General features: G+C 35.4%; 14 protein-coding genes. 9 read left to right on the top strand and 5 right to left on the bottom strand.

All coding sequences use genetic code 11. The annotated features are described in order from the left end of the window. Positions 1-22: 22 nt before the first annotated feature. Positions 23-757 carry a DUF1707 SHOCT-like domain-containing protein gene (locus tag BC781_RS23270; protein WP_109622540.1) on the bottom strand — a complete coding sequence of 245 codons (735 nt, stop codon included), beginning with the start codon at positions 755-757 and terminating at the stop codon, positions 23-25. Between the two features lie 234 nt (positions 758-991). Here BC781_RS23270 and BC781_RS23265 point away from each other — a divergent pair, with 234 nt between their 5' ends. Both BC781_RS23265 and BC781_RS23260 read left to right on the top strand, forming a co-directional pair. Beyond that, positions 992-2,776, top strand: coding sequence for an ABC transporter ATP-binding protein (locus BC781_RS23265; protein ID WP_109622538.1), 1,785 nt, complete (start codon positions 992-994; stop codon positions 2,774-2,776). A 162-nt stretch (positions 2,777-2,938) separates the two neighbouring features. Then, positions 2,939-3,844 (top strand): DUF2167 domain-containing protein, encoded by a 906-nt coding sequence (locus BC781_RS23260; RefSeq protein WP_211323962.1) that lies wholly within the window; start codon positions 2,939-2,941, stop codon positions 3,842-3,844. Between the two features lie 84 nt (positions 3,845-3,928). Here the strand turns inward: BC781_RS23260 and BC781_RS23255 are convergent, their stop codons facing one another. The 4 genes from BC781_RS23255 to BC781_RS23240 all read right to left on the bottom strand — a co-directional run bounded on the left by BC781_RS23255 (position 3,929) and on the right by BC781_RS23240 (position 7,409). After that, positions 3,929-5,656 carry an ABC transporter substrate-binding protein gene (locus BC781_RS23255; protein ID WP_109622536.1) on the bottom strand — a complete coding sequence of 576 codons (1,728 nt, stop codon included), beginning with the start codon at positions 5,654-5,656 and terminating at the stop codon, positions 3,929-3,931. Between the two features lie 235 nt (positions 5,657-5,891). Continuing rightward, positions 5,892-6,659, bottom strand: coding sequence for an exodeoxyribonuclease III (locus tag BC781_RS23250; protein ID WP_109622534.1), 768 nt, complete (start codon positions 6,657-6,659; stop codon positions 5,892-5,894). A gap of 5 nt (positions 6,660-6,664) precedes the next feature. Next, positions 6,665-7,057, bottom strand: a complete 393-nt coding sequence (locus BC781_RS23245) for a hypothetical protein (protein WP_109622533.1) — start codon at positions 7,055-7,057, stop codon at positions 6,665-6,667. Position 7,058: 1 nt separating this feature from the next. Then, entirely contained in the window at positions 7,059-7,409 is a 351-nt protein-coding gene (locus BC781_RS23240; RefSeq protein ID WP_109622531.1) for a carboxymuconolactone decarboxylase family protein, read from the bottom strand. A gap of 128 nt (positions 7,410-7,537) precedes the next feature. Between BC781_RS23240 and BC781_RS23235 the strand changes: the two genes are divergently transcribed. The 7 genes from BC781_RS23235 to coaE all read left to right on the top strand — a co-directional run bounded on the left by BC781_RS23235 (position 7,538) and on the right by coaE (position 12,496). Next, the gene (locus BC781_RS23235) at positions 7,538-8,215 is read left to right on the top strand and encodes a ComF family protein (RefSeq protein WP_109622529.1); all 678 of its coding nucleotides are present in this window, start codon (positions 7,538-7,540) and stop codon (positions 8,213-8,215) included. A gap of 88 nt (positions 8,216-8,303) precedes the next feature. Then, positions 8,304-9,482 (top strand): transcription antitermination factor NusB, encoded by a 1,179-nt coding sequence (gene nusB / locus BC781_RS23230; RefSeq protein ID WP_109622527.1) that lies wholly within the window; start codon positions 8,304-8,306, stop codon positions 9,480-9,482. 62 nt (positions 9,483-9,544) lie between these two features. Beyond that, positions 9,545-9,859, top strand: coding sequence for a YtxH domain-containing protein (locus tag BC781_RS23225; protein ID WP_109622525.1), 315 nt, complete (start codon positions 9,545-9,547; stop codon positions 9,857-9,859). 25 nt (positions 9,860-9,884) lie between these two features. Next, positions 9,885-10,394, top strand: a complete 510-nt coding sequence (locus BC781_RS23220) for a DUF1573 domain-containing protein (protein WP_109622523.1) — start codon at positions 9,885-9,887, stop codon at positions 10,392-10,394. 16 nt (positions 10,395-10,410) lie between these two features. Further along, complete coding sequence (yajC, locus tag BC781_RS23215; RefSeq protein WP_109622521.1) at positions 10,411-10,749, top strand: preprotein translocase subunit YajC; 339 nt, start codon at positions 10,411-10,413, stop codon at positions 10,747-10,749. 191 nt (positions 10,750-10,940) lie between these two features. Further along, on the top strand, positions 10,941-11,903 hold the full coding sequence (locus BC781_RS23210) for a YbbR-like domain-containing protein (RefSeq protein WP_146201764.1): 963 nt from the start codon (positions 10,941-10,943) through the stop codon (positions 11,901-11,903). Then, positions 11,903-12,496 (top strand): dephospho-CoA kinase, encoded by a 594-nt coding sequence (coaE, locus tag BC781_RS23205; protein WP_109622518.1) that lies wholly within the window; start codon positions 11,903-11,905, stop codon positions 12,494-12,496. The genes BC781_RS23210 and coaE overlap by 1 nt, the downstream gene beginning before the upstream one ends. Positions 12,497-12,583 lie beyond the last annotated feature (87 nt).

The raw sequence follows: 12,583 nt of genomic DNA, 5'->3' as shown, positions 1-12,583 counted from the left end.
TAGCAATTCGTAAAAGAACCTACTAATAATATGCCACACTCACATTACCCAACAAACACGTTCCTCTCAAAACCACAGTAAACTCAACTCCTTGTAGTTCTTCCTGAGGTATTTCGGGTTCATTCGTAATAGACTTATATATTTTCTTAATCAGATTTGAGTTATTTTTGTGCTTCTCACTATAATCCCCCAAAATGGTATTTGTCATATTCTGAATCACAGCTCCTTTGGGTACAAGAATCTTTGTTTCTCCCAATAAATTTGTGATCGCTATATGAATCGTTTTCCCATGAAATTGAGGATTTCTCAAGTCAATTCTTGTATCTCCTAGCACTGTTTTCACACTAAAAGGAATCAGATTCGCTTTAGGCACCATATCTTGACAGTTCAGACGATGTTCCCCTAAAACAGTCAGTACGTTTAATGGCGTAAAGTAGCTCTTTCGGACATTTAACTTTTGCTCACCTAAAATAGCCGTCATATGCTGAGGTGTTTTAGTATCTGGCAAATTAGCATTTCTAGCAGCTGTTTTTGGTGCTGAAAAATGAGGCGCAGATTGCGTTGCAAAAACCGTATGTCTATTCGGGAAATCATGAATAACCTTTTCCAAATCTTCCAAACAACTTGCTTCGTAAGCCTTTTGAAGTCTGTCTTCGTATTCTGTTTCCTCTAAATCATTATCTGTATATGCTTTCTGTAATAGCCCAATGACTTCTTCTCTCTTTTTGGGTAAGCCGAAGGAAGTTTTATTCATCATAATATCCAATTAAGTTTTGGTGCGATTGGTAGTTGAAAAAGGTTTCGATCATTTATAAAAGCTACATCCTTAGCTCATAAGTAAAAATAAAAAATCTTCCCTAAGAATATGGTCTAAATTGCTGCTTTTTGAATTTTCTATTAAACAATCACGATCAATCCCATGTTTTTGACCTCAGAAGGAAGGCAGTCTGTATACTATTTTTAACTTTGTCTTTCTAACGGAAGCAGATTCATGAAAGAACTATCCTATTTAAACAAATATTTTCTCAAGTATAAATGGCACCTTTTAGGGGGATTCATCTTTGTTTCACTCTCTAACATTTTTGCGGTTGTGCCAGCACAAATGGTACGTCATGCGCTTGACCTTATTTTGGACAGGCTTGATATCTATCCATTGTACCAAAACACACCTTTACAAGAAGTTTTCAAAGATGACTTCTACACTGTTATTTTTTATTACGGTGTACTTATTGTGATTATGGCATTGCTCAGAGGTACGTTTCTTTTCTTCATGCGTCAGACAATTATTGTGATGTCTCGACTTATTGAGTTTGATCTCAAAAATGAAGTTTATAAACACTATCAATCGCTGCCTTTAAGTTTTTACCGAAGAAACAATACAGGTGACTTGATGGCAAGAATCTCTGAAGATGTGAGTAAGGTTCGTATGTATTTAGGCCCTGCCGTAATGTACGGAATCAACCTTGCCGTTTCATTCGTTATCATCACTTCATACATGCTTACGGTGAATGTGAAGTTGACCATTTTCGCTTTACTTCCTTTGCCTTTGCTTTCAATCAGTATTTATTATGTAAATAACCTAATTAACCGCCGATCGGAAAAGATTCAAGAAAGTCTTTCTGATATGTCGACTTTCGTGCAGGAAGCCTTCTCTGGAATTAGAGTGGTAAAAGCTTATGCAAGAGAAAATGATTCTTTGGATAAATTTACTGATGTAGCAGATGAGTATAAAGAGCGTTCTCTAAAACTAACAAGAGTAAATGCCTTGTTCTACCCTCTGATGCTTTCTCTGATTGGTTTGAGTACAATTCTTACAGTTTATGTAGGAGGTATTGAAGTAATCAACGGAAGTATCACACCAGGTAATATTGCTGAGTTCATCATGTATGTTACTATGCTAACTTGGCCTGTAACTTCATTGGGTTGGGTTACTTCTATTATCCAACGTGCAGCTGCTTCTCAGAAGCGTTTGAATGAGTTCTTAAAAACAGAAAATGATATTGTTTCTGAAAAAGACCTACAACAAGAAATTAACGGGGAAATTAGCTTCAACAATGTTTCTTTGGTTTATCCAGACTCAGGAATTGAAGCCTTAAAAGATATTTCTTTCAGTGTAAAATCTGGCGAAACCCTCGCTATTTTGGGAGGTACAGGTTCTGGAAAAAGTACGATTGCCAATTTACTTTGTAGACTTTACGATACCTCAAATGGTAATATTGAAATAGACGGAGTAAATATCAAAGACTTCGATATTCCATATTTAAGAAATCAGATCGGATACGTTCCGCAAGATGTATTCCTTTTCTCAGACACAGTCAGAAATAACATTGCTTTCGGCTCTGACAATCTCAATGAAGAGGATATTATTCAAGCGACAAAAGATGCTGACCTTTACGAAAACATCGAGCGTTTTGAAAAAGGATTAGATACGATTGTAGGAGAAAGAGGTATCACGCTTTCAGGAGGGCAAAAGCAACGTACATCAATTGCACGTGCTATTATCCGTAAGCCAAAAATCTTGATCTTAGATGACTGTCTTTCTGCGGTAGATACAAGTACTGAAAATGCAATTCTCAATAACTTGAGTCGTATCATGCAAAACCGTACTTCTGTAATTATTTCTCATCGTGTATCTTCAGCCAAACTAGCCGACAAAATCATTTTCTTGAATAAGGGAAGCATTGAAGAAGTTGGTACGCACGAAGAGCTTATGGCTAAAAATGGCGTATACAAAGAGCTTTACGATAAACAATTACAAGGAAAAGAAGAAGCATAACTCTTTTCTCAACTAGAATATTCCCAATCCCAATTCATACAGAAATGTTAGAATTGGGATTTTTTACTTCTATCAAGTTATTGCAACAATTGAAAATTGGTCATATAAAAATAAAGTCATTAGTTTTGTCCTAATTTTTTATGAAACTAAACCATTTTTCTAATGAATAATTTTTTAAAACTTCTTCTTATCTTTTTATCTCTATTCTCTTTTACCAATCAGATTTTTGCACAAGAAGGAGTTATTAGCGAGGAAGAATTAGCCGAAATTCAAGCATACTATACCTATGTTGACAGCGTAGAAAAAGCGATGAACTGGGACACTGCAGGTACAACGGTTTCAATTGCTGACGGAATTGCGAGTATTCAAATTCCTGAAGGTTTCAAATACCTAAATCCTGAGCAAAGTAGTTATGTTTTGAAAGATGTTTATGGCAATCCTCACGGAGAAAGCTTAGGACTTCTTTATCCAGCAAATACAGGAATATTTGCTGACAGCTCATACTTTGTAGCTATTTCATACGATGAGTCGGGCTATATCAGTGACGAAGACGCTCAAGACATGGATTACGAAGAGCTTCTTGAAGAAATGAAAGAAGATACTCGTGCTTCTAGTGAAGAAAGAGTAAAGCAAGGTTATGAATCTATACAACTGCTAGATTGGGCTTCTGCTCCTTACTACGATGAAGCTTCAAAAAAATTACACTGGGCTAAATCTATTCAATTTGGTGACAGTGACTCTCCAACTCTAAACTACAATTTGCTTGCCTTGGGTCGTCATGGTTACTTGGAGTTGAATTTTGTTGCTGACATTGCACAATTAGACGAAGTAAAAGTCGCTATTCCTGAGTTGATGCCAAGCGTAAACTTTAATGATGGTTACCGCTACGAAGAATTCGATAGTAGCATTGATAAAGTTGCTGCTTATGGTATCGGTGGGCTTATTGCAGGTAAAGTATTAGCTAAAACTGGTTTCTTTGCCTTGATTGCTAAATTTGGTAAAGTAATCTTCGTTGGTATTGCTGCTGCCCTAGGAGGTCTTTGGAAGAAATTCAGAGGAAATGCATAAATCATATTTCATCTAAAAAGACACAAAAAATCCTCTCTAACCAAATAGAGAGGATTTTTTATATATGAAAAGCTGTATCTCAAATTAGCGATTAGCCATTGTTGGCTGCTCGAAGTACACTCGACTAAAGTCTCTGTACTGAATTGGATTATTCACCAAATTACGAACATTTGGTTGAAGAATTCTATAGCCTTCATCGTACCAAAGTACAATCACTGGAGCGTCTTTCATCAAAACTTTCTCCGCTTTCATGAAGTAATCAAAAGCTTCTTTGTTTGACGATGCCAAAAGTGCTTTTTCATAGAATTGATCAAACTCTGCATTTTTATAACGCGTCATGTTCGGATAAGACTTTTCAGCAATATTTTCTGGTAAAGTCTTACTGTAGAATGCCCAAAGGTAATTCTCAGGACTCGGGTAATCTGCAACCCAAGCCAAACGTAGTAATTGGTAATTACCACTCATACTTTTATCGATGATCTGAGAAATAGGAGAAATCTTAATTTCAACATCAACATTTAGATTGAGTTTGATTTGCTTCTCCAACTCTACAGCTACATTTCTGTAGTTGTCTCCTTCAGTATTTAAATCTAGAGTGATTTTTGGAAAACCTTTTCCATTCGGGAATCCTGCTTTTTTCAAATAGATTCGAGCTGAGTCTGGTGAGTAATTATAACCATCAATATTATCAATATCGTAGCTTTTGAATGCAGGAGGAGTTACTCCATTCACACCTTCTTTGTATCCTTCACCACTCAATACGAATTCTAGAATTCTTTTTCTGTCAACAGCAAATGAGAATGCTTTACGAACATTGATGTCTTCAAATACTTCATGAGCATTATTGATTGCTAGATATTGAGTTGACATCTCTGGACTGCGGTCAATAAGGTAAGAGTCGTTTTCTAAAACTTCAATTAAGAAGTCTGTAGGAACTCTATACATCATATGAAGTTCGTTATTTTGGAATTTCAAGAATTCAATTTTCTTGTCTTTCACAAACGTCATATGAATCCCATCTAAGAATGGTAGTTCATTTCCTAGTTCATCAACACCGTAATAATTTTCATTCTTTCTCAAGATAATAGAGATATCCTCATCTACACTAGCCAACTTGAACGGTCCTGTACCTACACTTTTGGTTCTCATATCTTCTCCATAAAGCTCAAAAGCTTCTTTTGGGAAAATAAAAGCACCAGGTCTAGCAAGGTTGTAAAGGAACATTGAATTTGGTCTTTCCAATTCAATTTGGATAGTATGATCGTTCACGACCTTAATACCTTCAACTTTTGAAGGTCCTTCTACCTTTTCTCTTTTGGCTTGGTAAAATTCTCTTGCTCCTTTCACCACATGGTCAAAAAGGTGAAAGTTCTGATTGATTCTACTTGGCGTAGAAAGCAAATTGAAGCAATATTCTATATCAGAGGCGGTAACCTCACGTCCTTTTCCACCTTCAAAACAAGCGTCGTCATGGAAAAAGGCATTTTTCTTTAGGTAAAAAGTATACAAAGTTTGAGAATCGTCTAACTCGTAAGAGTCAACAAGTCCATTCTCCACTTCTAATGTTTTTGAGTTGAATTTGAAAAGTCCTTCATAAATCTGTGAAGCTACTCGGTAAGAGTAAATATCAACAATACTATGTGGGAAAAGTGTTTTTATGTACTCAGACTCATTTAGTTTAAAAACACCGCCATAATATTTGTTGCCATTTGCAGGCGTAAACTGAACAGCTGCTTCCTCCTTCTCTTTTTTTGGAGCACCACAGCTAAAGAAAAAAACAGTAGCGAAACTTAACAATAACAGCTTTTTCATATAAAAATTCGGTGGTTAATAGATTACTACAAAGCTGAATAAAATAGCTTAGGTAATTTTTGTAGCACTTCGTTTAAAAAGATTCTAGATCTCTACTAATTGTGAGAAAAAATTATTCAAAAGTTAAATGAAAAAAAAGCAATTAACTTACTTTTTTTTCATTCAGCAATACAATTTTATAGCAAAAACCATGCTATAAGTAATATTTATTATCAATATAATAGGAAGGAAATGATTAGCCTAATTCTACACGAACAGGACAATGGTCTGAGTGTACCACATCAGAAAGAATTTCACTTTCTTTTAGTACTCCTTCCAGTTTATTCGTTGCCATAAAATAATCAATACGCCAGCCTAGATTTTTACCTCTCGCTCCAGCCCTGTAAGACCACCAGCTATACCTGTCAGCTTCTTCTTTATGCAATGTTCTGAAGCAGTCAATAAACCCTGAACTTAAGAATTGAGTAACCCACTCACGTTCTTCAGGAAGGAAACCCGAAGTATTTTTCAATCTGACAGGGTTATGAATATCTATTGCTTCATGACAAATATTGAAATCACCACAAACAACTACTTCTCCTTTTTCAGCTTTCAATTCATCAATGAATACTTGATAATCAGCCAAGAACTTCATTTTAAAGTCTTGTCTTTCATCTCCACTAGAACCTGAGGGGAAATAGGTATTCACCAAAGTGAAATCATCGAATTCTGCAATCAGCGTTCTTCCTTCTGCATCATAAAGCTCAATGCCTTGTCCAAACTGAACAGCTTTTGGCTCTACTTTACTGATAATAGCGACACCACTATAGCCTTTTTTCTCGGCCGAATGCCAATAAATATGATGATATCCTAAAGCTTTTAACTCTTCAATAGGTCCTTGTTCTTCAAGTGCTTTTACTTCTTGAAGGCAAATTACATCAGGGTTTTCTTCAGCTAACCATTCTAAAAAACCCTTTTTTACGGCTGCTCGGATACCGTTTACATTGTAGGTGATTAATTTCATTTATCTTAAAGTTCGTTTGGATAATAGCCTATTTCTTGTTCAAAATCATCACCTAATACTTCTTGTCTGAAGTATTCAATAATGTGCATTTTCAACAATGTCTCTTGTGAAAGAATATTTAGGAATGGTAATTTCTTGATATTTTTCCAATGAGGCCAGCCATCTTGGTCTACAAACTCCAGCTCATAGTAGCCAGAAAAACTCAAGACTTTACAAATAGCGATGTGCATTAAGTCTTGTTTTTCCTCTTTACTGAAAAACTGATTTCCTCTTCCCAATTCCTGAACACCTACCAAAAATAGCATTCCTTGAACATCTGGACGCTTCCCCATTGACGTTTGAACATAGTCTAACAGCTTGTTCCAAACTAAAGGTAATTCTTGTGCTTCGTCGTACATATTAGTTTTCTTCTTCAAAAAGTTCTTCCAAATACGATACGGCTCTTCTGAGGTGAGGAATTACGATTGTACCACCAATGAGATTAGCTACTGCCATTCCATCTACAATTTCATCGAAAGTAAACCCAACTTCTTTACACTTGCCCAAATGATACTTTACACAATCATCGCATCTCAAAACCAAAGATGTCGTTAGACCAATCATTTCTTTTGTTTTGACATCTAAAGCGGTTCCTTCTTTAAAGGCTACTGTATCCAGACTGAAAATTCTTTTCAAAATTTTATTATCTGCAGCTATGATCTTCTCGTTCAGCTCGGCTCTCTTCTCGTTAAATTCTTTAACCTGACTCATAGAATTACTATCTGATAAAATTGTATGATAAAGTGAAATTCGAAAGTAGGAACTAGTTCTCCAAATCTTTGTTTTCCATTTTTCTCGATATTCTCTTCTTTAAACACTGATTCCCTAGTTTTTACTGTATGAAACTTCTCCATTTTTTTTATGACTTATTGGATACTGCCTTTCCTCAGAAATGTGTGGGTTGTAAACAAGTACTCCACAAAAAGGAAAATATCCTTTGTCTGAAATGTTATTCTGAGGTTCCATACATCGACAAAAAAGGGAATAACGCTCTAAATATAGAATGGGCTGACAAGCTTGAAGTGAACGGTTTTTGGGCATGTATGTATTTTAATAAAGGAGGTTTAGTTCAAATGTTGATACATGCACTGAAATATCGAGGTGAAGAAAAGGTTGGACAATTTATTGGAAAGCGGCTTTCCAAGCTTATTTCTAATCAAGAACATCAAATAGATATTGTAACGTCTGTTCCTCTTCATTCCCAAAGGTTAAAAAAGAGAGGTTTTAATCAAGCTGATCTTTTTGCACAAACTTTAGCTTCGGAACTAAATATTTCATTTCACCCGATTCTGAAAAGAGTCAAAAATACGAAAACACAAACACAGATGAGTAGACTTGAACGTGCCGAAAATGTTCAGGATGCTTTTGCACTTATCTCTCAAAACAAATTTGAAGGTAAACACGTATTAGTAGTCGATGATGTTTTAACCACTGGGGCAACTATGCAAAGCTGTGTCAAACTTTTGGACAAAAATGGGATGAAAGTGAGTGTTGCAGTGATGGCTATGGCACGTTAAATAGCATTTGAATACAAAAACAACATGATTAGCAAAGTTTAGATTTGAAATTCATACCTTTGCAAAATAATTAAAGAAGGATAAAAGAATGCTCAATCGGAGGTTATTACGCGTAAAAGCGATGCAAAGTGTCTATGCTTACAAGCAATGTAAAGAGTCAAACTACGAGCTTGTCATAGACCAAATTCGTAAGCAATTTCAAGAGGAGTTAGAATATGAAGGAGTGATGGAGAAAAGCCGTCTTGAAAAAGAACAAGAGGCGGTCATCAAATACTTCGATCACAACTTCGAGAATGCCACAAGAGAACCTGTGGGGGAAGAGTTTGATGGAAGAATGCTAAAAATCGGAAACGAGGCACTTCTTCAGTATCAATCGCTCATCGTAAAAGACTTTGAGAACGTCAAAGCAAACATGTTGCGTGAAACTGAAAAGCTGTACAATAAGTATTTGAAGTTTTTGCAATATGTTATAGATTTTGCAGATATTGTACAAGAACAAGTTGAAGGAAAAACAACTCGTGTCAAAGACTTGACAAAAGAGAAAGCCCTTTACGACTTGATCAAAGGAAATGCTGTAGTTGATGTATTGAGAAACAATGCAGAGCTTTCAAGTGAAATTGATGCTCATAAACTAAAAATGGCTGATGACCTTGATCAAGTAACAGACTGGTACTTCTTGTTCAAGAAAGATATTGAGTTCTTCGAGAAATTCGAGTCTGAGGAAGCTTCGTTTGAAAGAGACAAAAATGTAGTAAAATACATTGTTCGCGACTTCATTTTCAAGAATGAAGCTGTCATGTCTTTCTTCGAGGAAAAAGACATGAATTGGGTGGAGAACCAAAAAATCCTTCGTAGTATGGTCTTGAAAACGCTCAAGAGCATTGAGGAAGGAAGCAATGAAATTGAAATGCTTTCTCTTTCTCGTAACTGGGAGGAAGACAAAGAATTTTTCGAGAAGTTGTACAATACTACGATCCGCCAAGAAAAAGATAATGAGGAACTAATTGCTCATAACTCTAAGAAATGGTCTAAAGATCGTATTGCTAAGATTGACATCATTGTAATCAATATGGCGATTACGGAAATGGTGAATTTCCCAAATATCCCTGTAAAGGTGTCTATCAATGAGTATTTGGAAGTTGCGAAGATGTATAGTACTCCAAAAAGTGCTGTATATATCAATGGACTTTTGGATGCTATTTCTGTAGAACTTCAAAAAGAAGGAAAAATCAGAAAAAGTGGTAGAGGGTTGATGGATAATAAATAATCCAACACCCCTTCCTTTTCTCAGATATAATTTTTTCAACCAATAATAAATTTGATAATCATATGAGCAAGAAAAATACAGGATCTACTCTACTTGCATTTTTAGCTGGTGCAGCCGTAGGCGCAGTGGTAGGAGTACTTTATGCTCCTGAGGAAGGGAAAAGTACCAGAGATAAGCTTAGCTACCAATTAGATAAGTACAAGGAAAAACTTCAACAAATGATTGATGACCTTGTAAAACAACAGTCTCAGCCAGTAAGTGAAGCTAAATCGGAAGGTCAGAAAGTTATTGATGATGCGATTAAGCATGCTGAGCAACTCATGAACGAAGTTGATGCTTTAAAAAGTAAAATTTCATCTGGAGATTCAGAATCATAATCACATAATCTAAAATACTATTACAATGAGAATACAAAATGCAATCCTTGCAGGGATCTTTGTAGCTTCAGGACTTATTGGATGTACTTCTGAGAAAAGCGGTTCAAGCGAAACTAGCTCAGAAGAAGTGAAAACTAAACAAGCAGTATCTTCTACAGACAGCGACGTTAAAGAAGAGAAAGTTGTAGAAGTAGCTTCTATTAAATGGGACGAACTTGTTTATGATTTTGGTGAAGTAAACGAAGGCGACGAAGTAAAGCACGTTTATACTTTCAAGAACAATGGTGAAGTTCCTTTAATCATCTCAAGAGTAAAAGCTTCTTGCGGATGTACAACTCCTACTTATACTAAAGCTCCTGTTGCTCCTGGTGAATCAGGCGAAATCAACGTGAAATTCAACAGTAAAAATCGTGCAGGTAAGCAAGTAAAAACAATTACTGTGTATGCTAACGTTGAAAACGGAAAGTCTGAAGTAAGACTTCAAGGAATTGTAAAAAAGGAAAAGGAACTTGAAGGACCTTTCAAAAATCAATAATAAACAGACAGTATAAATGAATTTCGATTACACTACGGTTTTATTGCAAGCACCTGCAGGAAATGGCGGTATGATGAATATTATTTTCATTGTAGGTATGGTTGCAGTATTTTACTTCTTGATTCTTCGCCCTCAACAACAAGACAAGAAGAAACAAGCAAAATTTTCTGATGCAATTAAAAAAGGTGACAATGTAGTTACGATAGGTGGTATTCACGGTAAAATCGTAGCAATTGAAGATAATACTGTTACTTTAGATGTCGATGGCAGAGGTGCTAAAATGAAATTTGAACGTTCATCTATTAGCATGGCAAATACAAATGCTGCATACGGCAAAGAAGAGAAAAAGAAATAATCTAATCTCTTCAACAAAAAAAGACCTGTACAGCTCATGTACAGGTCTTTTTTATTCTGTATCTTCATATTCATTTTTATAGTAAATTTGTGAAAATACTGTAAGCCTCAAATTTTGAGAAAGCATTGAACATTTTTCAGAAATATCATAGACTTTTTTGGGTCAACTTTCGGAAGCTTCACCAATGGTGGGTGAATGTCAACTTTCTGAACCGTTTCCTTCCTAATTTGGAATGGAAACCTTTCATCATATGCTTTATTACCGCTTTCACATTTTGGATATTCCATTCACTAAATGGCGAACATACAGCTAGTATTACAGTTCCTATAAATATCATACACTATTCTGATAATCTGGTAGCCTTGGCTCCTCCACCCGACGAAGTACATGTAAATGTATCAGGTAATGGCTGGACAATCTTAAGCAAGAGTCTAGATATCATGAAAGAACCGATTCAGGTAAAAATCAATAATCCTTTAGAGGTTCGCTATCTCACAGGAAGAACCCTTTTACCCCTCGTAGATGATTTTCTCAAAGGAACACGAGTCAACTATGTTTTAGAGGACAGTATTTTCTTCGAGTACGATTCACTTATCCACAAAACTATGGGGTTAAAAGTGATTCCACTTCATCTAGAGTTTGAAAAAGGCTATCGAAAAGTCTCAGACTTTAGAGTTGAACCAGACTCTGTAGTAATTCAAGGTCCGTCACACTTTTTGGATAATGTAAACGAAGACCTTGAAGTTATTCTTGATTTGGCTCCAATCAATGATAATTTCGATGAGATGGTACAAATCGAATATCCTCGCTACCCATACACTTCTGTTGACCATCATGAAGTCAATGTGAGCTTTGACATCTCATATTTTATATCAAAAAGTAATCCTGTAAAATTATCTTGGGTTAATACAAAAAAGAAATCATCTCCTCCAATTGTATTGGATAATCTAATTATTCAACATACTGTAAGGGAGGACAACGAATTTCTTTTAGCCAATGAAGATTCAATTCCTGCGATATTAGATTACTCACAGATAAATTGGACAGATTCTACGCTGACGCCTATTTTACCCGATAGTGTAAACCTAAGTGAAGCTCACTTCATTCCAGATAAAGTTTATTTATTGATAGACCAAAAAACTTCAAAAAAATAATGGCTAAACAAATCGGAATTACAGGAGGAATTGGGGTTGGAAAGAGTATTGTATGCCGTATTTTTCAAAATCTTGGTATTCCTATCTACGATGCAGATTCTATGGCAAAGAAATTGATGGTAGAGGATGAGGTTTTAATTCAGGGAATAATAAGTGAATTCGGAAGTGAGTCTTACTCTATAAATGGTGAATTAAATCGTTCTTACCTTGCTAATGTTGTTTTTCATGATGCTGAAAAGGTAAAAATATTAAATCACCTTGTACACCCAAGAGTTGCAAAACATTATCAAAATTGGGTAATCTCAAATAACAAAGCACCTTATCTATTAAAAGAAGCAGCTTTATTATTTGAATCTGGAGGAGCAAAAGTACTTGATGAAATTATTGTGGTAACAGCTCCTTTAGATGTCCGGATTAATAGAGTCTTACAAAGAGATCCTCATAGAGATAAAAATCAGATACTCGCTATTATTGAGAAGCAAATGTCTGAAGAAGAAAAAATCAAAATGAGTGATCATATTCTTCAAAATGACGATTCAAGCTTATTAATTCCTCAAATAATGAAGTTACACGAATACTTCAAAAAGAGTTAAGACTAATTCTATTAAGGAATTGTACAAAATTTAGACTATTTTAAGGCTAGCTTTCTCTTTTTTAAAAATTGTCTCATTTTGTATATA

It is taken from the genome of Sediminitomix flava (assembly GCF_003149185.1).
GTDB lineage: Bacteria > Bacteroidota > Bacteroidia > Cytophagales > Flammeovirgaceae > Sediminitomix > Sediminitomix flava.
The sequence above is the reverse complement of the archived record's forward strand: the minus strand, read 5'-3'. Positions and strand labels throughout refer to the sequence as shown.